Origin of the sequence: Methylobacterium isbiliense (genome assembly GCF_022179325.1) — a bacterium.
Taxonomy (GTDB): Bacteria; Pseudomonadota; Alphaproteobacteria; order Rhizobiales; family Beijerinckiaceae; genus Methylobacterium; species Methylobacterium isbiliense.
In genome coordinates this window covers 126,519-149,070 of the sequence record NZ_BPQQ01000034.1, presented here as the reverse complement: position 1 = coordinate 149,070, position 22,552 = coordinate 126,519, and the positions used below count along the sequence as shown (strand labels likewise).

Sequence of the window (22,552 nt, the reverse complement as noted above, 5' to 3'; positions counted from 1 at the left end):
CGCGGGCTCACGGCTCTCCGCTGTCGCGCCAGTCGCGCAGCAGGGTGACGCGGGCGCGCCAGGGGGTGAACGCGAGGGCGGCCGCGAGACGGGCATCGGCGGTGACGAGCGGCACGTTCCAGCGCTCGGCGGCCGCGACGGAGACGACGATCACACGGCGTCCCGCCTGCGCCGGATGATGTCCGTGCTGCCCTCCACCGGATCCTTCGTCCTGGCGCGGATGCCGTCGGCGACCGCCACCCGCCCCTCCACGTCGTGGAGCAGGCCGAGGCGGATGAGGTTGCGCGCCGCCTCGTCGAGATCCCTGATCGTCGGATCCGGCATCGCGCCACTCCTCAGACCCGGCTCGGGTAGTTGGGGCTCTCCCGGGTGATGGTCACGTCGTGGACGTGGCTCTCGCGCAGGCCCGCATTGGTGATGCGGATGAACTGCGCCCGCTCGCGGAAGGCCGTCAGGTCCTCGGCGCCGACATAGCCCATCGCGGCGCGCAGGCCCCCGGTGAGCTGGTGGAGCACCGCGGCGACCGGGCCCTTGTAGGGCACCTGCCCCTCGATGCCCTCCGGCACCAGCTTGTGGGTGTCGCTGACCTCGGCCTGGAAGTAGCGGTCGGCCGAGCCGCGGGCCATCGCGCCCACCGACCCCATGCCCCGGTAGCTCTTGTAGGAGCGGCCCTGGTAGAGGAAGACCTCGCCCGGGGCCTCGTCGGTGCCGGCGAGCAGCGAGCCGAGCATCGCCACGGAGGCGCCGGCCGCCAGCGCCTTGGCGAGGTCGCCCGAATACTTGATGCCGCCGTCGGCGATCACCGGCACGTCGGCCTCCCGGGCGGCCTCCACGGCTTCGAGGAGCGCGGTGAGCTGGGGCACGCCGACGCCCGCGACGATGCGGGTGGTGCAGATCGAGCCCGGCCCGATGCCGATCTTGATCGCGTCCGCGCCCGCGTCGATGAGGGCCTGGGCGCCCTCGCGGGTCGCCACGTTGCCGGCCACCACCTGCACGGCGTTGGACAGGGTCTTCACCCGCCGCACGCTGTCGAGGACCTTCGAGGAATGGCCGTGGGCGGTGTCGACCACGATCACGTCGCAGCCCGCGTCGATCAGGCGCTCGGCGCGCTCGAACCCGCCCTCGCCGGTCGTGGTCGCGGCGGCGACCCGCAGGCGGCCCTGCTCGTCCTTGACCGCGCCCGGATAGGCGACCTGCTTCTCGATGTCCTTGACGGTGATGAGGCCGATGCAGCGGTAGTGGTCGTCCACGACGAGCAGCTTCTCGATGCGGAACTGGTGCAGCAGGCGCTTGGCCTCGTCCTGGGTCACGCCCTCGCGCACCGTGATCAGGCGGTCGCGGGTCATCAGCTCGGCGACCGGCTGGGCCGTGTCGGTGGCGAAGCGCGTGTCGCGGTTCGTCAGGATGCCGACGAGCTTGCCCTTCGAGCCGTTCGGCCCGCGCTCCACGACGGGAATCCCCGAGATGCCGTTCTGGCGCATCAGCAGATGGGCGTCCGCCAGGGTCTCGTCGGGGTGGATGGTGATCGGGTTGAGCACCATCCCGGACTCGTACTTCTTCACCAGCCGCACCTGCTCGGCCTGCTCGTGCGGTTCGAGGTTGCGGTGGATGACGCCGAGGCCGCCGTTCTGCGCCATGGCGATCGCCATCCGGGCCTCGGTGACGGTGTCCATCGCCGAGGAGATGATCGGCAGGTTGAGCCGGATCGAGCGGGTGAGCCGGGTGCCGACCTTGACCTCGGCGGGCATCACCGAGGAGGCGGCGGGCCGGAGCAGGACGTCGTCGAAGGTCAGGCCCTCGATGATGCTGTCGGCAACGATGCGGGCCATGAACCAACTCCTGGAGGGCGTGCGGACCGGGCCGGCGGAGCCTCGGGCCGTCAACGAGTTGGCACCGGCCGATAGCACGCGCGCATGATGGTGGCAAAGCCGTCCGGGCCGCATTGCAGCCATGCTCGGCCGGCCGATGCAGGCGCCGCCGGCCGGTTCAGGCGCCGCCGGCCGGGCTGCCGCGCGCGGCCCGGGGCCGGCTTACGGCTCGGTGATCGCCAGGCAGGCGAAGGCGTCGAGGTCGAGGGCGTGGCCGGCGACGTCGCGCTTGGCGGCGAGGTAGCGCAGGTTCTCGGGCGTCACCCGGCCGAGCGCCCGCTGCTCGCCCGTCACGGTGATGCCCGCGGCCGCGAGCGCCGCGACCTTCTCGGGGTTGTTGCTCAGCACCCGCACCGCCGCGACGCCGAGGTGGCGCAGCATCGCGGCGGCGAAGTCGAACCGGCGCTGGTCGAGGCCGAAGCCCAGAACCTCGTCGGCCGCGTAGGTGTCGAAGCCCTTGGCCTGCAGCGCATAGGCGCGGATCTTGTTCGCGAGGCCGTTCCCCCGCCCCTCCTGGTCGAGGTACAGGATGATGCCGCCGCCGTGCTCTGCCATCCAGCGCGCGGTGCCGCGCAGCTGGTCGCCGCAATCGCATTTCAGCGAGCCGAACAGGTCGCCCGTCAGGCAGGCCGAGTGGATCCGCACCGCCACCGGCTGCGTGAGGTCCGGCCGCCCGACCACCACCGCCACTTGGTCGCGCAGGCCTTCGCCGCCGCGGAAGACCACGAACTCGGTCTCGGGCGCCCCGTCGAGGGGAACCGGCGCGCGGCTGACGATGGCGAGCGTGGCGGCCTGCCGGGTGCGAAACGCCTCGACGGCGCCGGGCACGACGGCGAGCGTGCCCTCGGGCACGGCGGCGACCGGCACCACCACCACGGCGGGGAGCACCTGCGCCAGCCGCGCGAGTTCGAGGGCGACCGCGTCCGCCCGCCCGGCCGGGGCCACCGGGGCGTCGATGCGGCCGTCGACCTTCAGGGCGAGCGCGGCGATCCGCTCCGGATCGAGGACCGGCAGCGCGATGGCGCCCGCCTCGAAGCGGGTGGCGAGGCCGATCCGGCGCAGGCGCGGCGCCGGCAGGATCAGGCGCGCGCCCGAGTCCGGCAGGCCCGCCAGCGGACCCGCCAAGCGCGCGGTGTCGATCGCCTCGGCCGAGACGGCGAGGATCGTCCTGTCGTCCAGGATCGCCACGGGACGACCCGCGCGCATCTCGGCGACGGCGCGCTCGACCTCCACCTGTTCGCGGCGGTGCCGCTCTTCTACATTCACAACGAAGGACATGAGCAATCCTAGGACATGCCGCCCGGGACGAAACCGCGTCGGGAGATCGTGATGAAGGCCGGGGTGGTGTACGACGACGGGCGCCTGCCCGCACGTCCTTGCGGAACGCGCGGGGCGGACGCGGCGTCAGATGGGGTCGCCACCGCTCTTTTCTCGCCCCTGGCGGCCGGTTCCCCCGATCAACCTTTCGTGATTGCCCAGCTTGGTCAATCCCTCGATGGGCGAATCGCCACCCTGTCGGGGGATTCGAAATACATCAACCGCGACGCGGCCCTCGACCACCTGCACCGGCTGCGCGCGCATGTCGATGCGATCGTGGTCGGGATCGGCACGGTGCTGGCCGACGATCCCCTGCTGACGGTGCGCCGGGTGGCCGGCCGCAGCCCGGCCCGGGTCGTCCTCGATCCGGCGGGACGCATCCCCGCCTGCGCGCAGGTGCTGCGCGACGACGGCGTGCGCCGGATCGTGGTCTGCCGCCCGGAGACCCGGGTGCCGGAGGGCGCGGAGGCCGTGCGCATCGCCGCCCCCGGTGCCTTTCCGCCCGGCGCGGTGGTGGCCGCGCTCGGGCGCCTGGGCTTCAGCCGCATCCTGATCGAGGGCGGGGCGCGGACGGTCTCGGCCTTCATCGACGCAGGGGCCATCGACCGGCTGCACGTCATGGTGGCGCCGCTGCTGATGGGCTCGGGGCGCCCCGGCCTCGACCTGCGCCCGATCGAGGCCCTGCGCGAGGCGATGCGCCCGCTCACGCGCAGCTACCTGCTCTGCGACGGGGACGTGCTGTTCGACTGCGACCTGCGCCGCTGCGCCGACGCCTGACGGAGGAGCCGATGACGCCCACCCACTACTCGTCCACGCAGAAGGCCCTGCACTGGGTCGTCGCGGTGCTGATCGCCGGGCTGGTGCTGGTGGCGATCACGATGGTGAATCTCGGCGAGGGCGACCTCCAGAACCGGCTCTACGAACTGCACAAGTCCTTCGGGCTCACGGTGCTGGCGCTGGTGCTGGCCCGCATCCTGGTGCGCCTGTCGCGCGGCGCGCCGGAGCTGGAGGCGGGCATTCCCGCCTGGCAGCGGCGGGCGGCCCACGCGTCGCACGCGGCGCTCTATGGTCTGATCCTGCTCGTGCCGCTGCTCGGCTGGGCGGGCACCTCGGCCTGCTGCGCGCCCGTGAACTGGTTCGGCCTCGTCTCGCTGACGCTGCCGATCTCGGGGGGCATGCCGGTGGGCGAGCGGATCCTGGGCGTGCACAAGCTCGCCGCCTTCCTGCTGGTCTTCCTGGCGCTCATCCACGCGGCGGCGGCGCTGCATCACCACCTGATCCGCCGCGACGGCACCCTGCGTCGGATGCTGCCGGGCCACGGCCGCGTCTGACCCCTGCGTGGAACTCCAATGTCGGCTCGTCGTTGCTCTCCGGTCACTGGATTCGGATCGGAGAACGATAAGATGCTGAAAGGTGGTCTCCTGTGGCTGATCGGTATTCCGCTGCCGATCATCCTGATCCTGTTCTTCCTCGGCTATCTGCACTGAGGATCGAACACGGGCCGGTGGTGGCTTTCAGGCCAGAAAGTCGCCGAATGTCTCGACGTGCTCGGCGAGGCCGAGAGCGTGGTCGCGCACCAAGCGCTCGGCCAGGGCGGCGTCGCGGGCCTCCAGGGCCGCGATGATCTGGACGTGCTCCTGGATCGACTTCGAGGCCCGGTTGCCCTGCGTGAGGGCGATGTTGCGGATGCCCCGCACGTGGATGAGGAGGTTGCTCGCCAGCCCCTGGATCACCTCGCATTGGCCGAGCGAGATGATCTTCTGATGGAAGCGGATGTTGGCGTCCGAATACTCGGTGAGATGCTCGGCCGGCGCGTCGAGGAAGAATTCCGGGAAGGTCTGGCGCAGCGAGCGCAGGTCGGCATCCGTGGCGCGCGTGCAGGCGAGGCGCGCCGCCATGCTCTCCAGCCCGGCCCAGGCATGGACCATGCCGATGATCTCGCGCTTGGTCTTCTTGACGATGAACACGCCGCGGCGCGGCTCGGACCGGACGAAGCCCTCCTGCTCCAGCACCGTCAGGGCCTCGCGCACCGGCGTGCGGCTGACCCCGAGATCCTGCGACAGCTTGCGCTCGTCGAGCCGGATCTCCTCGTCGCTGCTGTAGATGTCCATGTTGGTGATGGCCGACTTCAAGGCCTCGTACGCCAGCGTACGCAGGCTCGAATTGGTCACGATCGGTTTCACCGCGAAGCTCTTGTCGCTCGCCATCGTACCACCTGAACGCTTCGAGGCACCGCCCGGCTCTGCCACGGGCGACGCGAACCTTGCCTGCCCGGGACCGCGGCCCGGTCTGCACCGCCAAGACGGCTTGCGCCGCACCGGGTGACCGCCCACGCTTTCGACCCCGGCCCGCCGGATCTTCCGCAGAACCACATAAGGCAGATCGTGGTGGTATGCCAGCCTGTGCTTGGCGGTTATCCGCAGGCCCGGTCTCCGGCTGCGTGTCCGCGACCAGCCCACATTATCCCTGTTTTCTGGGACTACGCCATATCTTGCGACCGGACCCGAGCCATCCGGACTTTGGTCCGGGACGTTCCCGCCTTGATATCTGGTATGTGGCATGCCAACCTATCGGCAGGCGGCCGCCGCAGGCCCGCCGCACTATCCAGCGCCGGTGAGGCCGCCATGAGCATCGCGATCGTAGGGGCGGGTGCCATCGGCGGCTATCTCGGCGTGCGGCTGGCCGCCGCGGGCGAAGCGGTCACCGTCATCGCCCGCGGCGCCAACCGCGCCGCCATCCAGGCCGACGGAATGCGCCTAATCGAGGAGGACGGCCGCGAGCTCCACACCCGCACCCTGCGCTGCCCCGCCTCCCTGCAGGAGGCCGGCCCGCACGAGGTCGTGCTCCTCACCCTCAAGGCCCATCAGGTCGGGCCGATCGCCCAGGATCTGCGCCACCTCATCGGCCCCGACACCGTCGTGGTCACGATGCAGAACGGCATCCCCTGGTGGTACTTCCACCGCCACGGCGGCGAACTGGCCGGCACGCAGCTCACCACCGCCGATCCGGGCGGGCTGATCGCCGCTGCGCTCGATCCCGCGCAGGTGATCGGCAGCGTGGTCTACCCGGCCGCCGTGCTCACCGCGCCGGGGGTGGTGCAGGTGGTGGAGGGCTCGCGCTTCGGCCTGGGTGAGCTGTCGGGGGAGACGAGCGCGCGGGTGCAGGCCCTGGCGCAGCGGCTGATCCGGGCGGGTTTCCGGGCGCCGGTGACGAGCGACATCCGGGCGGAGCTCTGGCTGAAGCTGTGGGGCAACCTGAGCTTCAACCCGATCAGCGCACTCACGCACGCCACGCTGGTCGACATCTGCCGCTTTCCCGAGACCCGCGCGCTCGCCGCCGCGATGATGCGCGAGGCGCAGGACGTGGCGGGCAAGCTCGGCGTCAGCTTCCGGGTCGACATCGAGAAGCGGATCGCCGGAGCCGAGAAGGTGGGGGCGCACAAGACCTCGATGCTGCAGGACGTGGAGGCGGGCCGCGCGATCGAGCTGGAGGCGCTGGTGGGCTCGGTGATCGAACTCGGCCGCCTCACCGGCACCCCCACCCCGCACATCGATGCGGTCTACGCGCTCGCGCTGCTCCTTGCCCGCAGACTCGGTGAGGCGGGCGGGCGCCTGAGCGTCCAGGCGGCGTAGAGCACCGTCCGGCGCCATGGCCGCCGCGTCCCGCAGGCCCTGCGGTGAGAGCGGGGGCCTGCCGCAACCGCCCTCAGGACTTCTCCTCGGCCGGCCCGTGCCGCTGCGGGCCGTGCCCGTCCTGGCCGGGGTGGTTGTGCGTGTTGTGGTCGCGGCTCTCCTGGTGCGTCGAGGACGGTCGCCGCGGATCGGCGCTGCTGCGGATCTTCGCGCCGCCGCCCGCCGGCACGTTCGGACCGTCCTTGTGCTCGATGATCCGGATGGTCTGGGCGTGGGTCTTGTCGCCGTGCGGCTTCTCTCCGGCCATCTGCAACTCCGACGCGTGGACGTGTAACGGCCAACGTCCGCGAGCAGGGCGCGTTCCGGTCCTCAGGAGGCGACGCTCCGGACGCGGGGGAGCGGCGCGGGGCTGCGCAGGATATCGCAGGCATGCAGGATCGGGCGCGGCTTGCCGAGGAAGTAGCCCTGTGCCTCCCGGCAGCCGACCTTGCGCACGAAATCGAGGTGGTCGGCGGTCTCGATGCCCTCGGCGGTGGTGACCATGCCGAGTTCGTCCGCGAGCCCGACGATGGCGCTGACGATGGCGAGCGAGTTCGCGCGGGTGGTCATCTCCCGCACGAAGGACTGGTCGATCTTGATCTTCTGGAACGGAAAGGTGCGCAGGTAGCTCAAGGACGAATAGCCGGTGCCGAAATCGTCGAGGACGATCCGCACGCCGTGCCCGCGCAGGCGCTCCAGCATCGCGGCGATGCGGTCGTTGTTCTCAAGGAGGGCCGATTCGGTGATCTCCAGTTCGAGCCGGGAGGGATCGAGCTGGCTGCTGTCGAGGGCGGCGGCGACCCGCTCGACGAGGCCCTCGTTCCGCAGCTGCACCGGCGAGAGATTGACGGCGATGCGCAGGCCGGGCGGCATCGCAGCCGCATCCGCGCAGGCCCGGTCGAGCACGAAGGCGCCGATCTCCTCGATCAGCCCGGTCTGCTCGGCGAGCGGGATGAAGCTCGCGGGGCTCACGGAGCCGCGCACGGGATGGTTCCAGCGCAGCAGCGCCTCGAAGCCGCAGGGCCGCCCCGCCCGGAGATCGAAGATCGGCTGGTAGGCGAGTTCGAACTGCCCGGCGCCCAAAGCCGCGGCGAGGTCGGTCTCCAGGGTGAGGCGTGCGTGCAGGCGCGTGGCGAACTGCGTCTCGAAGAAGCGGTGCACCCCCCGTCCCCGCGCCTTGGCCTCGTAGAGGGCCATGTCGGCGTGCTTGAGCAGCGTGTCGGCGTCGGGCGCCTCCGCCCCCGCGAGCGCGATGCCGATGCTCACGCCCACCGTCACGGTCCGGCCCGCGAGGTCGTAGGGGGCGCTCACGGCCGCGATGATCGCGGTGCTGAGGGAGTCCGCCGCCGCGGCGGCCTCCGGCGCGAGGCAGGCCACCGCGAACTCGTCCCCGCCGAGCCGCGCCACGATTCCGCCCTCGGGCACGCAGGCCCGCAGGCGCTCGCCCACCGCCGCCAGGAGCGCATCCCCGACCGGATGCCCGAGCGTGTCGTTGACGTCCTTGAAGGCGTCGAGGTCGAGGTAGAGGAGCGCGAGGCTCCGGCGCCGGTCGGCCAACCCCCGCAGCATCTCGTCGAGCCGGATGCGGAACTGCACGCGGTTGGGCAGCTGCGTCAGCGCGTCGTGATGGGCGAGGAAGCGGACGCGGTCCTCGGCCTGGCGGTGCTCGGTGACGTCCTCGTAGATCGCCACGAAGCCGCCGTCGGCCATCGGCCGCTGGGTGATCGAGAGCGCCCGCCCGTCCGCGCCCGCCGCCGTGAAGGTGCCGGAGCGCTGGCTCCCGGCAAGGCCCCGCTGGCGGCGCCGGATCTCCTCGGCCGCCGCGCCGAAGGAGCCGCACGCGGCGATCTGCGCGAAGGCGGCGTCGAAGTCCATGCCGGCCGGTGCGGCGGCCTCGCCGAGCCCGAAGAGTTCGGCGAAGCGCCGGTTGCGCACGATGAGCCGGCCCGACGCGTCGGCCATCAGCAGGCCGTGGGACATGTTGCTCAGCGCCGCATCGAACAGCAGGTTCTGCTTGCGCAGCGAGCGGTCGCGCTCCAGCAGGGCGTCGTTCTGCGCCTGCACCTCCGCCATCGCGGCGTGAGCCCGCGCGTTCGCCGCCGCGAGGTCGTCGAGGGCGCCCTTGAGGGCGGTGATGTCGGTGCGGATGCCGACGATCTCGCCGGTCGCGGTCCGGCGCTCGGTGATCAGGAGCCAGCGGCCGTCGGGCAGCAGGCGCTCGATCGTACCGTTGCCGCCCCGGTGCCAGGCGATGACGTCCTGGAGCCACGCCTCGACATCGCCCTGCGCTTGCGGGTACTGCCCGCACGCGGCGCCGAAGCGCATGATCTCCTCGAAGGCCGCCCCCGGCCGGATCGCCGGCGCGCTGAGCGCGTAGAGGTCGCGGAAGCGGGCATTGCAGGTGACCAGCCGGTCGTCCCGGTCCCACATCACGAAGCCATCCGACATCGCCTCGATGGCGTTCTCCAGCCGCAGGCGCGCCCGGTCGCGCGCCTCCTGCAGGGCGTGGAGCGTGCGCCACGCGGCGAGCAGGGCCGCCGCGCAGGCGAGCACCAGCAGTTCCGCCACGGCGACCACCACGAGGAGCCGATCGCGGTCCCGCGCCCAGGCGGCGAAGGCCGCGGCCGGATCGAGCGTGGCGGCGACTGCGACGTCGCCGTAGAGCGTGGGCCGGGCGGCGGCGATCAGCCCGCTGGCCCCGGGGCCGGCCGGGAGGTCGAAGGCCGTGCCGTCGTCGCGCAGGCCGGCGATGCGCAGCGCCTGCACGCGGCCGGTCGCCAGCTCGTCGTGCGGCACGCTCGCCACAAGGCGCCCGTCGCGCCCTTCGAGCAGGAGGCGCAGCCCGGGCGTCGCCTCCTCGCCGAGCAGCGCCTGGACGGAGGCGAGCGGGATCTCGGCGACGGCCAGGAGTTCGCCCTCCCGCGGCAGGGTGAGGGTGCGGGCGAGGTAGAGCGCCCACTCGCCGGTGATCCGGTCGTGCGTGGGACCCGCCAGGACGATGACGCCCGCCCCCTGGCGCGGCATCAGCTCCTCCATCGGAAAGGCGATCGGACGGGCCCGGATACGCGCCGAGGCCCAGAGCGACCCGTCGCGCCGCACCAGGAGCACGTCGCGGAACAGCGCGCTCTGCACGTTGAAGCCCCGCAGCAGGCGCCCCACCGCCTCCGGCGTCAGCTCGCCGCGCGTCCCCTCGATCGCGGAGAGCAGGACCGGCAGGCTGGCGAGCACGCTGTCGACCTGCAGGAACTGGCGGTTCATCGTGTTGGCGACCGTCAGGACGGTCTGTTCCAGGCCCCGTTCGGCGGCGGCCCGCGCGGTCGCCCGGGTCCGCTGCAGCACCAGTGCGGTGCCGCCGATCAGCGCGACCGACAGGAGGGCGGCGGCGAGCAGCACCGCGCCCGAGAACCGGCGGCGCGACGGCGCGGCGCTGCCTCCGGGGCCCGGCGGCGGGGCCTCACTGCGCACCGGCCCGGATCCCGAGCGAGGCCGCGATCGTGCCGTTCCAGGCGTTCGCGCAGGCCGTGCCGCAGCGCCCGACCCAGCCCGGCAGCACGGTCTCGACGAGGAGCCGGCGGCGGCGGGCCTCGTCGGCGGGGCTCGGCACCACGAGCGTCAGACCGGCGCGGCGCTCCCCCTCACAGGCCGTGGCGCCGGTGTTGCAGGCGAGACCCTGCGCGGTGTCCTGCTCCACCCCCTCCCAGATGCGCCGCTCCAGATCCGCCACGCCCCGCCGCACGGTGTCGCGCAGCTCCGGCGCGAGCGCCTCCCAGGCGGCGCGATTGGCGCCGAAGATCGACACGCCCCAGCCGATCGCCATGCCGTGGATGTGGCTCGTCACCCGCGTCAGGCCCACCTCCGCGCCGCTCAGCGTGCCGGTGATCGCGCAATCGACGACGCCGCGTGTGACCGCCCCGACCATCTCGGCGAACGGAGTGATGACCGGGACCGCGCCGAGGGCGGCGATCCACTCGGACTGGTTGACCGAGGAGGTGCGCACCCGCCGGCCGGTCAGGTCGTCGAGACCGCGAAAGGGCTTGGCGCAGTAGAGCACCTGCGCCGGGTAGACGTAGATGCCGAGCGTCTCGATCCCGTAGCGCTCCCGCAGCAAGGCCGCGAGATGCGGCCGGTAGGCCGCCACGGTCCGGCGCAGCGCCGCCGCATCCGGGCTGAGGCCCGGCAGGTCGATGGCGGAGAGTTCCGGGTCGTCGCCGGCCACCACCGACGCGATCGCGGTGCCGAACGGAACGACGCCGAGCCGCATCAGCTGGAGCATGTCCTGGCCGCGCAGCCCGCTGCGGTCGAAGGAATGGATGCTTGCCTCGATCCGGCCGCCCGACAGCTCGCCGATGGTCCGGGACCAGAACGGCTCCTCGAACTGGGTGAACTGGCGCAGGCCCGCGAGTCCGCCCACGATCTTGAGGCGGACCGGAGGCTCCGCACGCGCCTCCGGCGCGGCCCCGGCGGACAGGAGCGCCACGGCGAGCGCGCCGCCGCGCAGGATCGCGCCGGCCCGCCGCGCGGCCCGACCCGCCCGGGCCCGTGCCCCGTCCCGATTGTGCGGGGGCGTGGTCATGGCGCTGCAATCATGGCGCTGCGGCTCCGATCGGGCCGCCCGGCTTCCTTGCAAGGACCGGACGGACAACCACGGAGTGTCCGGGGTAAAGGTTAAGGAAGAGCGGGGTGCGGCGCGGCCGCTGCCCGCAGGCCGGGTGCGCCGTGCCGCTGTACCGGCGGGCGCTCGCTCAAAGCAGTGCCGGTTCGGCGACGTCGATCGCGTGTGTCCACAGCCGCCAGGGCGCCGGGACGGGCACGAACTCCCGCTCGTCCAAAGTCCAGTCCGGCTGGCCGCTCTGCTGGATGCGGAGCCGGAACGGCACCGCGCAGGAGCGCCCGACGAGGACCACCGACAGGACGTTGCGTCCGGGATGCAGCCAGGGCGTCACGTCGTAGGTGAAGCCGTCCTCGCTGACGGGCCATTCCGTTAAGGCCGGCTGCGTCACAGCGAAAGTGTTGAGACTTACGACCGCACGATCTCCTGCACCAGATACTGTCAATCTCAGTGTGTCACCAATGCGTAGGCGCATGTGGCCCCCAGATCGCAGTCCAAGCAGCGGCCATCTGAGGTCAATGCTTTCTGCTTCGCGGGATTCTGGCAAGCAGAACAATATGAGAACATGAACTTTTGCCGATTTACAATCTCGAGTTGCTGAGAGATCAAGGGTTTGCACCGACATTATCGAAGGATAATATTCGACCGGAATGCGTTCTGCCGCCTGAAAAAACCTCGCCGGCGGCACGCGGCGGCCCGTCACGCACCCTCGCTTCCGGGACGCAACCGCCCTATAAGCGCGGCTCCGCCGGGCCGTGCGGCCGGCGAGTGAGCCTTCGGGAGAGGTGTGCGGGAGAGGACGATGAGCGAGCGGTGGACCCCTTCGGGCTGGCGGCGGCTGCCGATCCAGCAAGTGCCCGATTATCCGGATGCGGCGGCGCTGGAGGCGGTGGAACGTCAGCTCGCGAGCTTTCCGCCCCTGGTTTTTGCAGGCGAGGCCCGCAAGCTGAAGAAGAGCCTCGCCAAGGTCGCGGCCGGCGAGGCGTTCCTGCTGCAGGGCGGCGACTGCGCGGAGAGCTTCGACGAGCACTCGGCCGACAACATCCGCGACTTCTTCCGCGTCTTCCTGCAGATGGCCCTGGTGCTGACCTTCGCGGGGGGCTCGCCCGTGGTGAAGGTCGGGCGCATCGCCGGGCAGTTCGCCAAGCCCCGCTCCTCGCCCACCGAGAGCGTGGACGGGGTCGCGCTGCCGAGCTATCGCGGCGACATCGTCAACGGCATCGGCTTCACCGCGCAGGACCGGATTCCCGATCCGAAGCGCCAGCTCGAAGCCTACCGGCAGTCGGCCGCGACGCTGAACCTGCTGCGCGCCTTCGCGGGCGGCGGCTACGCCAACCTGGAGAACGCCCACCGCTGGATGCTGGGCTTCGTCAAGGACTCGCCCCAATCCTCGGCCTACGAGGATCTGGCCCAGCGCATGACCGAAACCCTCGACTTCATGCGGGCGATCGGCATCAACCCGGAGACGCACCAGGAGGTGCGCCAGACCGACTTCTACACCAGCCACGAGGCCCTGCTCCTCGGCTACGAGGAGGCGCTGACCCGGGTCGATTCGACCAGCGGCGACTGGTACGCCACCTCCGGCCACATGCTCTGGATCGGCGACCGCACGCGGCAGGCGGACCACGCCCATATCGAGTTCGCGCGGGGCGTGAAGAACCCGGTCGGCCTCAAGTGCGGTCCGTCGCTGAAGCCGGACGACCTGATCCGGCTGATCGGCCTCCTCAACCCCGAGAACGAGCCGGGCCGGCTCACCCTGATCTGCCGGTTCGGCGCCGACAAGGTGGGCGAGCACCTGCCCGGCCTGATCCGGGCGGTGGAGCGCGAGGGGCGCGCGGTGGTCTGGTCGTGCGACCCGATGCACGGCAACACCATCACGGCGAGCGGCTACAAGACCCGGCCGTTCGAGCGGGTGATGAAGGAGATCCAGGGCTTCTTCGACGTGCATCAGGCGGAGGGCACCTACGCGGGCGGCATCCACCTGGAGATGACCGGCAAGAACGTCACCGAGTGCACGGGCGGCGCCCGGGCGCTCACGGCCGAGGACCTGCAGGACCGCTACCACACCTATTGCGACCCGCGCCTCAACGCCGAGCAGGCGCTGGAGGTGGCGTTCCTGACCGCCGACCTCGTCAAGCGCGAGCGCAAGGAGCACGAGCGGCCCCGGATCGAGGCCGCCGAATGATCTGAGCGGCCCGAGGCAGCGCCACGGGCCGCCCTCAGGCGGCCGTCGGCGGGCGCCACAACCGCAGGACGAGGGGCTCGACCCGGCCCCGCACCGCCACCTGCAGCGGCGCGCTCAGGCCGGGCGGCAGCCGGTCGAGGGCCGCCAGCGGCCCGTCGAGGGCCGCCAGCACTTCGGCGCTGAACGCCACCGGGGCGCCGTGCTGCTTGGTGATCTCCAGGAGGCGGCTCGCCACGTTCACGGTGTCGCCGGTCGCGGTGATGTGCTGGTTGTGCTCGCCTCCGAGCCGCGACATCACCACCGGCCCGGCATGCACGCCGATCCGCACGCCGATCGCGCCTTCGGCCACCTCGCCGGCGAGCCAGGCCGTGAGCCGGGCGTGGAGCGTCAGGGCGGTGGCCACCGCCCGCGCCGCATCGTCGTCGCGCGCCTCCGGCAGGCCGAACAGCACCATGGCGCCGTCGCCCATGAAGCTCGTCACCGAGCCGTCGCGGGCCGTCACCTCGTCCTCCACCAGGTTGTGCATCTCCTTCAGCCGTTCGCGGGTGCGCACCGGGCCGAGGCGCTCCGCGAGCCCGGTGAAGCCCGAGAGATCGACGAACAGCACCGCGGCCCGCTGCGCCACCGGCACGTCGAGGAAGTCGGGCGTCTCGGCGAGGCGTGCGGCCAGGGCGGGGGCGTGGAAGCGCAGCAGGGCGGCCCGGGCCGCTTCGAGCTTGCGCTCCTGCCGCTGGTCGAGCCACAGCCGGGCGGCGACGTAGGGCACCACCGGCACGATCGTCGTGGCCAGGGGCAGCGCCATGCTGAGCCAGATCCCGCGGGCGAAGGCCAGTGCGGCCAGCGCGCTCGCCGCCGCGAGGACGAGCGTGCTCAGGACGAGGCCGATGCCGATGCGGCGCGACGAGATCAGGAGCAGGATCGCCGCCGGCAGGATCAGCGCCGCCGCGGCATCGATCCGCCGGACCGTCGTGGTGCGCAGCAACGCGTCGCCCGCGACGAGGTGCGCGATCCCGGTGGCCAGCACCTCGACGCCCGGCAGCACCGGGTCGAAGGGCGTCGCCAGCGTGTCGCCGCTTCCCAGCGCGGTGGCGCCGACGATCAGGGTCTTGTTAACGATGTTTTCACGGGAAAACGTGCCGTCGAGCACCGTCCGGGCGCTGACCGTCCGAATGCTGCCCTGCGGCCCGTAGAAGCGCAGCGCCAGGGAGGCCCCGACATCGAGCGGCGTCGCCACCGGCCCGAGGCGGACCGCGTCGCGGGCCAGCTCGGGCTCCCGCCCGAGGGCGAGCGCGGCGGCGCGCAGGGGCAGGGCCGCGTGCAGAGACCCGTCCGCCGCGACGAGGAGCGGGATGTGACGGGGCGTGCCGCCGTGATCGGTGGCGACGTTGACGAGGCCCAGCGCTCCGGCCCGGGCGAGGGCCGGGGTGGGGCGCAGAAGGTGCTCGGCCACCGGCAGGTCGGTGAAGGGACCGGCCTGCGCCGCCCGCTCGGTTTCGCCGCGCGCGAAGGTGGCCGCCATGCCCAGCACCGACGGGGCGGCCGCGAGCGCGCCGGCGAGCGCCTCGTCCGCCTCCGGCGGGCCGGGATCGGCGAACAGAACGTCGATGGCCAGCGCCTTCGGGGAGGCCGCCGCGAGGGTTCGCACCAGCCGCGCCATCACGTCGCGCGGCAGCGGATAGGCGCCTGCGGCCCGCACGGTCTCGTCGTCGATGGCGATCACCACCACCGCATCCGGTGCCGGCCGCGGGCCGGCGAGCAGGCCGCGCAGATCCGCAAGCGTGCCCTCGATCCGGTCGAGCACGGACGCCTCGCCCCTGAGGTGGCCGGGGATCAGGGCGAGGCCGCAGGCCAGCGCCAGCGCCAGCGCTCCCGCGGTGAGCCACGCCGATGCCGAGGGCCAGCGGGGCGTCACGCCCGCCTCAGCGGCCGAACCGTGCGAGGAGATGCAGGCGACGCTCGTCCGGCCACCGCCTGACCTGCAGCGGCCCGGCCCCGGCATCGACGTCGACGCCGTCGCCCGCCCGGAGCAGGGCGGTCGCCTCCGGCGCCGCGCTGCGGGACACCGCGACCGCGCCCTGCTGCACGAACACCGCGGTCGTTGCCGCCGCGACATCGACCGCCCAGACGGTGCCGCGCACCGAGGCGATGGCGTGCGGGGTCAGCACCTGGAAGCCGCCGCGGCGGCGGGGCGCCACCTCGATCAGCAGGCCCTTGGACCGCAGGTCCACCGCCTCGGCGCGACCGTCGCGGTCGCGGTCGATCAGGCGGTACTCGGCCCCCTTCTCGGCGGAGATCTGCAGCCCGTCCGGGCAGGTCAGCACCTCGCGGGGCGGATCGGTGTAGGTGGTGATCGCGCAGCCGCGCCCCTGGGCCTGGGCCCCGGCCGCCGCGAGCGACAGGGCGAGGACGAGCGCCGCCCGGGCGACAGGAAACGGCATCAGGCACCGCATGCGGCTCTCCCTCATCGAGCGCGTCCCGCTCCCGGCTCGGGCTCGCGCGGGTCGAGGGCCGCGAGGCGGGCGGTATCGAGCACGTGGATGCGCCCGCGGCCGAGGGCGATCAACCCGGCGCGCTTCCACACCTGCAGATTCCGGTTCACGCTCTCGCGGGTTGCCCCGACGAAGACCGCGAGTTCCTCCTGCGAGACGGCGATCTCGGCACCGTAATCGTCGCACAGGCCGAGCAGGCGCCGCACCAGCCGCCGCTCCAGCGGCAGGAAGGAGGCCTCCTCGGTCCGCTCGCTCATCCAGCGGACCCGGGCGCAGAGCAGTTCGATGAGCTGCACCGCGATGGCCGGCTCGCGGGCCACGAGCGCCAGCAGGTCGCGGCGCATCACCACGAACAGGTCGGTCGGCTCGCTCGTGAAGGCGTTGGCGGTGCGGGGCTGGCCGTCGAGGAGCGCGACCTCCCCGAAGACGTCGCCGGCCCCCAGGATGTTGAGCGTTCGCCGCCGCCCGTCGTCGGTCGCGGTGGCGATGCGGATCTGCCCGCGGCGGATCGCGTAGAGCGCGTCGCCGGGATCGCCCTTCAGGAACAGGGTGCGGCCGGCCTCCAGGCTGCGCGTGACGCACAGGGCGGCGATCGCCGCCACGGTCTCCGGTTCGAGCCGGCCGAAGAACGGGTTGACCGCGAGCAGCCGGGCCAGGTCGCGCGGTGCGGTCATCGCCCGGTCTCCGGGGCGCGGGATGCGGTCATGGTTCGTGCCTCCGCGGCCGGTCGCAGCGCCGGCCGCCGCCACCGGACACCGCCGCACGGATCCTTGTCCGTGATGTTCGTCACAGCACGGCGACGGCCGCAGGCGCAACGCCGGGACCCCGGCGAGGCCCGGCGGCCGCTCCGTGGGCCGAGCGCCCGAAGCGTAGCAGATTCCGGCGTCGCGCGCTGCCGATCGGCGTGGAAAGGGCCTCGCGGCCGAAGGAAGACCCGTTCGCCGTCCCGGCTCAGCCGATCGCCTTGATGTAGATGCTGGTGTCCAGGTACTCGGTCGCCTTCACGAACTGCGTGATGCCGGCATTGCTCATGAAGAAGTCGGTCGTCTGCTGCAGCCAGTTGGTCACCGTGCCGTCCGCGTAGAGGCGCTTCCAGTCCTTGGAGGTGAACATCTTCTGGGCGCGGAACTGCTCCTGGATGTCGGCGAGCGGGACGGCCGGGTAATGCTTCTCCTGCAGGTCCTTCACGGCCGCGTCGCTGTTGGCCATGATGTAGTCGTTGGCCTCGGCCCAGCCCTTCACGATCCGCCCGAGCACCTCCTTGTTGCCCTCGTAATAGTCGTTGCGGGCGGCCCAGCCGCCGATGATGGCGGCCTGCGGGTAGTAGGCGGAGGCGTCCGTGAGCTTGACGGCGCCCGGGACCTTGTCGCGCACCGTGATGTTGAACGGGACCCACAGGGCGACCGCCGGCACCGCGCCCGACACGAAGGCCGTCACCGCCGAGGGCATCGGCTGGTTGAGGATCTCGACCTCCTTCGGGTCGATCTTGTTCGCCCGCAGCGCCCGGTCGAGGAAGACGTGCGCGGTCGTGCCGACCGCGGTGGCGATGCGCTTGCCCTTGAGGTCCGCGAAGGACGCGATGCCCTGGTCGCCCCGCACCCAGAGCTGGGCCGTGGCGACCTCGATGTCGTTGATGAGGAAGACCTTGCCCTGCCCGCGGGCGGGGAAGTTCGACAGCACCGCCCCGGTCGAGAGCACGTCGAGGCTGCCGCCGATCAGGGCCTGGAAGAGTTCGAGCCCGGTGTTGAACTGCTTCATCTCGAAGTCGAGACCATGCTTGGCGAAGGCGCCGCGGTCGAGCCCAGTCCAGATCTGGCCGTCCACCGCGACGGTGTGCAGGTATCCGACCCGCACCCTGGTCCGCGCCTGCGCCAACGCGGGCCGCGCCAGGGCCGCGCCCGCGACCGCACCCGCCAGAAACTCACGACGCCTCATGGCCACCTCCCCGTGTTGCCGCCCGAGGCGGAGCCGCCGGGGGCGGATCCGCGTCGGGCTCTTGCCGCCTACTCCGAGAACGAGACCGGCCTGACCTGTCCCTGCTGCGCGCGGTACTCGTCCATCACGAGGTCGCGGATATGCGACCGCAGCTCTCCGAATTCCGGCCGCTCGTGGATCGCCTCGTCGCGCGGGTAGCCGAACGGCACCTCGACGATCTCGCGCACCCGGGCCGGCCGTGCCGTGACGATCACGATGCGGGAGGCGAGATAGATCGCCTCCTCGACCGAATGGGTGATCAGCATCACGGTCTTGCGCTCGACGGCCAGGATCTCCAGCAGCAGGTTCTGCATGTTGGAACGCGTCTGGGCGTCGAGCGCTCCGAACGGCTCGTCCATCAGCAGGAATTGGGGCCGGACCGCGTAGGCGCGGGCGAGCGCGAGGCGCTGGCGCATGCCGCCCGAGAGGTGCTTGGGGTAGGACTGCGCGAAGGCGGCGAGCCCCATCAGGTCGAGGTAGCGCCGGCAGATCTCGGCCCGCTCGCGGGCGGGGACGCGGTTCGCCTTCAGGGTGAGCCCGAAGGCGATGTTCTCTTCCACCGTGAGCCACGGGAACACGCCGTATTCCTGGAACATCACGCCGCGGTCCGGGCCCGGTCCCGTCACCGGCCGGCCGTCGAGGAGAACCCGCCCGGCGGTCGGCGCCTGGAAGCCGGCCAGCATGTTCATCATCGTGGTCTTGCCGCAGCCCGAGGGGCCGATCACCGCGACGAAGTCTCCCTCGCGGATGTCGTAGCTGACGTCCTCCACCACGGGCAGCAGGCCCTTCGGCGTGTCGAAGGCGAGGGTGACGTGGTCGAACCGCACCCGCGGGAGGCCCGACGCACTCACGAGCCCGCCCGCTCCTGCCACGCGAGGAAGCGTGCGCTGAGGCGCCGGAGCGCGAGGTCCATGAGCAGGGCCACGAGGCCGATGCAGATGATGCCGACGTAGATCACGTCGAGCAGGAAGTAGGTGGAGGCGTTCTGGATCATGGATCCGAGGCCGCGCTGGGCGGCGACGAGCTCGGAGGCGACGAGCGTCGCCCAGGAGACCCCGAGCGCCACGCGCAGGGCCGTGAGGATATGGGGCACCGTGAGGGGCACGATCACCCGGCCGAAGACCTCGGTCGGCGTGGCCCCAAGCGTGTGGGCGACGCGCACGAAGAGCGGGTTCGTCTGCGCCACGCCCTCCATCATCACGATGACCCCGGAGAAGAACGAGGCGTAGATCAGGATCACGATCTTGGCCGGCTCATCGACCCCGAAATACACGATCACGAGCGGGATCAGGGCGATGGGGGGCAGCGCCCGGAAGAAGTTCACCACCGGATCGGCGAACTGGCGCGCCGCCCGGAACCAGCCGATCAGGAACCCCACCGGCACCGCGAGCGCGATGCCGACCGCGACGCCCACGAACACCCGCCGGGTCGAGACGGCCACGTCGGTGAGCAGGCCCTGGTTCCACAGGAGATCGGCGAAGCGTGCCGCCACCGCGTGCGGCGCCGGCACCAGGGCCGGGTTGACGAGCCCGCTCAGACGCACCGCGTACCAGACCGCGACGAGCGCGAGCCAGGGAGACAGGACCAGGAGACTGCGCCTGAGGCCGTCCTTCATCACGCCCGCGCTCGCCTCCCGCCCCTTCCGTTGCCGCAAGTCATATTATAAGCCATACGACCATACAACTATCGCGCTCCGCAGGTCCGGTCCCGAGACCCTCATGGACGATCCTCCGATCCGCCGCGTCGAGGCCCGCTGCTATCGCTACCCCCTGGCGACACCGGTCGTGACCTCGTTCGGCCGCATGCTCGACCGGCCGATGGTCCTCGTGCGGATCGAGGATGAGGCCGGCACCATCGGCTGGGGCGAGGCGTGGTGCAACTTCCCGTCGGTGGGCGCCGAGCACCGGGCCCGCCTCGTCGGCGAGATCCTGGCCCCGATGCTGGTCGGGGCCGCGCTCGGTCCGCCGGGCGCGGCGCTGCGGCGCCTCACGGAGGCGACCGCGGTCCTGGCGCTGCAGGCCGGCGAGCCCGGCCCGATCGCGCAGGCGATCGCGGCCCTCGACATCGCCCACTGGGATCTCGCGGCCCGGCGCGCCGGCACGCCGCTGTGGCGCCTGCTCGGCGGGGGAGACCCGACCATCCGGGTCTATGCGAGCGGGATCAACCCGAGCGGCGCGCGCGGGACGGCCGCCCGGGCGCGGGCGCAGGGGCACCGGGCCTTCAAGCTGAAGGTCGGGTTCGCCCCCGAGCAGGACCTCGCCAATCTCGCAGGGCTGCGGGAGGAGATCGGTGATCTGATGCTCGCCGCCGACGCCAACCAAGCCTGGAGCGTCGAGACGGCGGCCCGGCGGATCGCCGATTTCGCGCCCTTCGGCCTCGCGTGGCTGGAGGAGCCGGTGCGCGCCGATACGCCCTGGGCGCGCTGGCGCCCGCTCCTTGTCGCGGGCGGTCCGCCGCTGGCGGGGGGCGAGAACCTCGCGGGCGAGGCGGCGTTCGAGGCGGCGGTCGCGGCCGGCATCCTCGGGGTGATCCAGCCCGACATCGCCAAGTGGGGCGGCCTCAGCCTCTGCGCGCGGGTCGCGCGCACTGCCCGCGCGGCGGGACGCCGGGTCTGCCCGCACTATCTCGGCGGCGGCATCGGCCTTCTCGCCTCGGCCCATCTCCTGGCGGGCCTCGGGGGCGACGGCCTCCTGGAGATCGACGTGAACGACAACGGCCTGCGCGACCTCTGCTGCGGCCCGGTCCGGTCGGTCGTGGACGGAACGGTCACGCTCGGCGAGGCGCCGGGCCTCGGCCTCGACCCTGACCTCGGCGCCCTCGACGCGTGGCGCACCCTGTGACCGGGGGGCTCTACGACTACATCGTCGTCGGCGCCGGGTCGGCGGGCTGCCTCGTGGCGAACCGGCTCTCGGCCGATCCGGCCTGCCGGGTGCTGCTGCTCGAAGCAGGCGGCTCCGACCGGAACTTCTGGCTGCGCCTGCCGGTCGGCTACTACCGCACGATCTACGACACCCGCTTCTCGCGCCTGTTCGAGACGGAGGCCGGCGAGGGCACGGGCGGGCGCCCGATCCTGTGGCCGCGCGGCCGGGTGATCGGCGGCTCCTCCGCGATCAACGGCCTCATCTTCATCCGCGGCCAGCACGAGGATTTCGACGAGTGGGCGCACAGGGGAGCGGCCGGCTGGAGCTACCCGGAGGTGCTGCCCTTCTTCCGGCGCTACGAGCGCTACCGGGGCGGCGAGAGCCAGTACCACGGGGGGCTCGGGGAGCTGGAGGTTTCGGACCTGCGCAACCACAACCCCGCCTGCGAGGCGTGGCTGCGCGCCGGGGTCGAGTACGGGCTTCCCCTCAACCCCGACTTCAATGCCGAGAGCACCTACGGCGTCGGGCGCTACCAGCTCAGCATCGGCTCGCACTGGCGCTCCAGCGCGGCGGCGGCCTTCCTGCATCCGGTGCGGCGGCGGCCGAACCTCACGGTGGTGCCCCGCGCCCACGCGGCCCGGGTGCTGTTCTCCGGCCGGCGCGCGGTCGGCGTGGCCTACCTGCGCGACGGCCGCATGGACTCCGCGCAGGCGAGCGAGGAGGTGGTGCTGTGCGCGGGCGCGATCCAGTCGCCCCAGCTCCTGCAGCTCTCCGGCATCGGGCCGGCCGCGCTGCTCGCGCGCCACGGCATCCCGGTGTTCGTCGACCAGCCCGAGGTGGGCGCCAACCTGCAGGACCATTACCAGGCCCGCGCGATCGTGCGGCTGAACCGCAAGACCTCGCTCAACGACGAGATCCGCAACCCGTGGAAGCTCGCCGGCATGGGCGCGCGCTGGCTGATGGGGGCAGGCGGTCCGCTCACGGTCGGGGCCGGGCAGGTCGGGGGCGCGGCCTGCACGGCCCACGCGGTCGGAGGCCGGCCCGACGTGCAGTTCAACGTGATGCCGCTCTCCGTCGACAAGCCGGGCGAGCCGCTGCACCGCTATTCCGGCTTCACCGCCTCGGTCTGGCAATGCCACCCGCATTCCCGCGGCCGGGTGGCGATCCGCTCCGCCGACCCCCTCGACCAGCCCCGGATCGAGCCCAATTACTTCGCCGAGCCGATCGACCGGACGACCCTCGTGGCGGGCCTGCGCATCCTGCGGGAGATCTTTCACCAGCCCGCCTTCCGCGACCTCTGGGCCGAGGAGGTGCTGCCCGGCGCGCTCGCCCGCGACGAGGCCGGCCTGTGGGAATTCGCCCGCAGCACGGGCGGCACGGTCTTCCACGCGGCCGGCACCTGCCGCATGGGAGGCGAGGACGCGGTGCTCGATCCCGCGCTGCGGGTGCGCGGCGTCGAGCGCCTGCGGGTCGTGGACGCCTCCGCGATGCCGGTGATCACCTCGGCCAACACCAACGCCACCGCGCTGATGATCGGCGAGAAGGGCGCTCACCACATCCTCTCCCGCTCCTCTTGAG

At 72.3% G+C, this 22,552-nt stretch carries 22 protein-coding genes; 7 read left to right on the top strand and 15 right to left on the bottom strand.

The features are described from left to right. Positions 1 to 7: 7 nt before the first annotated feature. The 4 genes from MFF61_RS15580 to ribA form a co-directional block, all read right to left on the bottom strand. A complete protein-coding gene (locus tag MFF61_RS15580; protein ID WP_238235980.1) occupies positions 8 to 154 on the bottom strand; it encodes a hypothetical protein in 147 nt (48 codons plus the stop codon). Beyond that, positions 151 to 324 carry a hypothetical protein gene (locus MFF61_RS15575; RefSeq protein WP_238235979.1) on the bottom strand — a complete coding sequence of 58 codons (174 nt, stop codon included), beginning with the start codon at positions 322 to 324 and terminating at the stop codon, positions 151 to 153. Before MFF61_RS15575 ends, MFF61_RS15580 begins: the two co-directional genes overlap by 4 nt. A gap of 11 nt (positions 325 to 335) precedes the next feature. Continuing rightward, a complete protein-coding gene (guaB, locus tag MFF61_RS15570) occupies positions 336 to 1,829 on the bottom strand; it encodes an IMP dehydrogenase (protein ID WP_238235978.1) in 1,494 nt (497 codons plus the stop codon). A 201-nt stretch (positions 1,830 to 2,030) separates the two neighbouring features. Then, positions 2,031 to 3,146, bottom strand: a complete 1,116-nt coding sequence (ribA, locus tag MFF61_RS15565; protein WP_238235977.1) for a GTP cyclohydrolase II RibA — start codon at positions 3,144 to 3,146, stop codon at positions 2,031 to 2,033. 189 nt (positions 3,147 to 3,335) lie between these two features. Here ribA and MFF61_RS15560 point away from each other — a divergent pair, with 189 nt between their 5' ends. From MFF61_RS15560 to MFF61_RS15550, 3 genes are read left to right on the top strand one after another with little or no spacing between them, the layout of a single operon-like run. Further along, entirely contained in the window at positions 3,336 to 3,962 is a 627-nt protein-coding gene (locus MFF61_RS15560; RefSeq protein ID WP_238235976.1) for a RibD family protein, read from the top strand. 11 nt (positions 3,963 to 3,973) lie between these two features. Beyond that, on the top strand, positions 3,974 to 4,516 hold the full coding sequence (locus MFF61_RS15555) for a cytochrome b (RefSeq protein WP_238235975.1): 543 nt from the start codon (positions 3,974 to 3,976) through the stop codon (positions 4,514 to 4,516). An 18-nt stretch (positions 4,517 to 4,534) separates the two neighbouring features. Beyond that, positions 4,535 to 4,672: a hypothetical protein gene (locus tag MFF61_RS15550; protein WP_238235974.1), complete on the top strand. Its 138-nt coding sequence runs from the start codon at positions 4,535 to 4,537 to the stop codon at positions 4,670 to 4,672. A 27-nt stretch (positions 4,673 to 4,699) separates the two neighbouring features. On the opposite strand, the gene MFF61_RS15545 is transcribed toward MFF61_RS15550, so the two are convergent. After that, positions 4,700 to 5,392, bottom strand: a complete 693-nt coding sequence (locus tag MFF61_RS15545) for a GntR family transcriptional regulator (RefSeq protein WP_238235973.1) — start codon at positions 5,390 to 5,392, stop codon at positions 4,700 to 4,702. A 417-nt stretch (positions 5,393 to 5,809) separates the two neighbouring features. Here MFF61_RS15545 and MFF61_RS15540 point away from each other — a divergent pair, with 417 nt between their 5' ends. Then, positions 5,810 to 6,817 carry a 2-dehydropantoate 2-reductase gene (locus tag MFF61_RS15540; protein ID WP_238235972.1) on the top strand — a complete coding sequence of 336 codons (1,008 nt, stop codon included), beginning with the start codon at positions 5,810 to 5,812 and terminating at the stop codon, positions 6,815 to 6,817. 73 nt (positions 6,818 to 6,890) lie between these two features. On the opposite strand, the gene MFF61_RS15535 is transcribed toward MFF61_RS15540, so the two are convergent. The 4 genes from MFF61_RS15535 to MFF61_RS15520 form a co-directional block, all read right to left on the bottom strand. Beyond that, a complete protein-coding gene (locus MFF61_RS15535; RefSeq protein ID WP_238235971.1) occupies positions 6,891 to 7,124 on the bottom strand; it encodes a hypothetical protein in 234 nt (77 codons plus the stop codon). 62 nt (positions 7,125 to 7,186) lie between these two features. Then, complete coding sequence (locus MFF61_RS15530) at positions 7,187 to 10,321, bottom strand: bifunctional diguanylate cyclase/phosphodiesterase (protein ID WP_238235970.1); 3,135 nt, start codon at positions 10,319 to 10,321, stop codon at positions 7,187 to 7,189. Further along, complete coding sequence (locus tag MFF61_RS15525; RefSeq protein ID WP_238235969.1) at positions 10,311 to 11,429, bottom strand: TRAP transporter substrate-binding protein; 1,119 nt, start codon at positions 11,427 to 11,429, stop codon at positions 10,311 to 10,313. Before MFF61_RS15525 ends, MFF61_RS15530 begins: the two co-directional genes overlap by 11 nt. A gap of 169 nt (positions 11,430 to 11,598) precedes the next feature. Further along, the gene (locus MFF61_RS15520; protein WP_238235968.1) at positions 11,599 to 11,856 is read right to left on the bottom strand and encodes a hypothetical protein; all 258 of its coding nucleotides are present in this window, start codon (positions 11,854 to 11,856) and stop codon (positions 11,599 to 11,601) included. 411 nt (positions 11,857 to 12,267) lie between these two features. Here MFF61_RS15520 and MFF61_RS15515 point away from each other — a divergent pair, with 411 nt between their 5' ends. After that, on the top strand, positions 12,268 to 13,650 hold the full coding sequence (locus MFF61_RS15515; protein WP_238235967.1) for a class II 3-deoxy-7-phosphoheptulonate synthase: 1,383 nt from the start codon (positions 12,268 to 12,270) through the stop codon (positions 13,648 to 13,650). A gap of 34 nt (positions 13,651 to 13,684) precedes the next feature. Here the strand turns inward: MFF61_RS15515 and MFF61_RS15510 are convergent, their stop codons facing one another. The 6 genes from MFF61_RS15510 to MFF61_RS15485 all read right to left on the bottom strand — a co-directional run bounded on the left by MFF61_RS15510 (position 13,685) and on the right by MFF61_RS15485 (position 19,728). After that, the gene (locus tag MFF61_RS15510) at positions 13,685 to 15,562 is read right to left on the bottom strand and encodes a CHASE2 domain-containing protein (RefSeq protein WP_238235966.1); all 1,878 of its coding nucleotides are present in this window, start codon (positions 15,560 to 15,562) and stop codon (positions 13,685 to 13,687) included. 7 nt (positions 15,563 to 15,569) lie between these two features. After that, the gene (locus tag MFF61_RS15505; RefSeq protein ID WP_238235965.1) at positions 15,570 to 16,100 is read right to left on the bottom strand and encodes a FecR domain-containing protein; all 531 of its coding nucleotides are present in this window, start codon (positions 16,098 to 16,100) and stop codon (positions 15,570 to 15,572) included. 11 nt (positions 16,101 to 16,111) lie between these two features. Further along, complete coding sequence (locus tag MFF61_RS15500; RefSeq protein WP_238235964.1) at positions 16,112 to 16,813, bottom strand: Crp/Fnr family transcriptional regulator; 702 nt, start codon at positions 16,811 to 16,813, stop codon at positions 16,112 to 16,114. A gap of 277 nt (positions 16,814 to 17,090) precedes the next feature. After that, positions 17,091 to 18,074 carry an ABC transporter substrate-binding protein gene (locus MFF61_RS15495; protein WP_238235963.1) on the bottom strand — a complete coding sequence of 328 codons (984 nt, stop codon included), beginning with the start codon at positions 18,072 to 18,074 and terminating at the stop codon, positions 17,091 to 17,093. A 68-nt stretch (positions 18,075 to 18,142) separates the two neighbouring features. After that, positions 18,143 to 18,964, bottom strand: a complete 822-nt coding sequence (locus MFF61_RS15490; protein WP_238235962.1) for an ABC transporter ATP-binding protein — start codon at positions 18,962 to 18,964, stop codon at positions 18,143 to 18,145. After that, on the bottom strand, positions 18,961 to 19,728 hold the full coding sequence (locus MFF61_RS15485) for an ABC transporter permease (RefSeq protein ID WP_238236033.1): 768 nt from the start codon (positions 19,726 to 19,728) through the stop codon (positions 18,961 to 18,963). The genes MFF61_RS15490 and MFF61_RS15485 overlap by 4 nt, the downstream gene beginning before the upstream one ends. Positions 19,729 to 19,831: 103 nt before the next feature. Here MFF61_RS15485 and MFF61_RS15480 point away from each other — a divergent pair, with 103 nt between their 5' ends. Further along, on the top strand, positions 19,832 to 20,953 hold the full coding sequence (locus MFF61_RS15480) for a mandelate racemase/muconate lactonizing enzyme family protein (RefSeq protein ID WP_238235961.1): 1,122 nt from the start codon (positions 19,832 to 19,834) through the stop codon (positions 20,951 to 20,953). Then, on the top strand, positions 20,950 to 22,551 hold the full coding sequence (locus tag MFF61_RS15475; RefSeq protein ID WP_435404784.1) for a GMC family oxidoreductase: 1,602 nt from the start codon (positions 20,950 to 20,952) through the stop codon (positions 22,549 to 22,551). The genes MFF61_RS15480 and MFF61_RS15475 overlap by 4 nt, the downstream gene beginning before the upstream one ends. Position 22,552 lies beyond the last annotated feature (1 nt).

Bases quoted from the DNA above. Each gene is read 5' to 3' on its own strand.
- MFF61_RS15575 (WP_238235979.1), bottom strand. From the start codon at position 324: ATGCCGGATCCGACGATCAGGGATCTCGACGAGGCGGCGCGCAACCTC.
- guaB (WP_238235978.1), bottom strand. From the start codon at position 1,829: ATGGCCCGCATCGTTGCCGACAGCATCATCGAGGGCCTGACCTTCGAC.
- ribA (WP_238235977.1), bottom strand. From the start codon at position 3,146: ATGTCCTTCGTTGTGAATGTAGAAGAGCGGCACCGCCGCGAACAGGTG.
- MFF61_RS15555 (WP_238235975.1), top strand. From the start codon at position 3,974: ATGACGCCCACCCACTACTCGTCCACGCAGAAGGCCCTGCACTGGGTC.
- MFF61_RS15550 (WP_238235974.1), top strand. From the start codon at position 4,535: ATGTCGGCTCGTCGTTGCTCTCCGGTCACTGGATTCGGATCGGAGAAC.
- MFF61_RS15545 (WP_238235973.1), bottom strand. From the start codon at position 5,392: ATGGCGAGCGACAAGAGCTTCGCGGTGAAACCGATCGTGACCAATTCG.
- MFF61_RS15540 (WP_238235972.1), top strand. From the start codon at position 5,810: ATGAGCATCGCGATCGTAGGGGCGGGTGCCATCGGCGGCTATCTCGGC.
- MFF61_RS15535 (WP_238235971.1), bottom strand. From the start codon at position 7,124: ATGGCCGGAGAGAAGCCGCACGGCGACAAGACCCACGCCCAGACCATC.
- MFF61_RS15525 (WP_238235969.1), bottom strand. From the start codon at position 11,429: ATGACCACGCCCCCGCACAATCGGGACGGGGCACGGGCCCGGGCGGGT.
- MFF61_RS15515 (WP_238235967.1), top strand. From the start codon at position 12,268: ATGAGCGAGCGGTGGACCCCTTCGGGCTGGCGGCGGCTGCCGATCCAG.
- MFF61_RS15505 (WP_238235965.1), bottom strand. From the start codon at position 16,100: ATGCGGTGCCTGATGCCGTTTCCTGTCGCCCGGGCGGCGCTCGTCCTC.
- MFF61_RS15500 (WP_238235964.1), bottom strand. From the start codon at position 16,813: ATGACCGCACCGCGCGACCTGGCCCGGCTGCTCGCGGTCAACCCGTTC.
- MFF61_RS15495 (WP_238235963.1), bottom strand. From the start codon at position 18,074: ATGAGGCGTCGTGAGTTTCTGGCGGGTGCGGTCGCGGGCGCGGCCCTG.
- MFF61_RS15485 (WP_238236033.1), bottom strand. From the start codon at position 19,728: ATGAAGGACGGCCTCAGGCGCAGTCTCCTGGTCCTGTCTCCCTGGCTC.
- MFF61_RS15480 (WP_238235961.1), top strand. From the start codon at position 19,832: ATGGACGATCCTCCGATCCGCCGCGTCGAGGCCCGCTGCTATCGCTAC.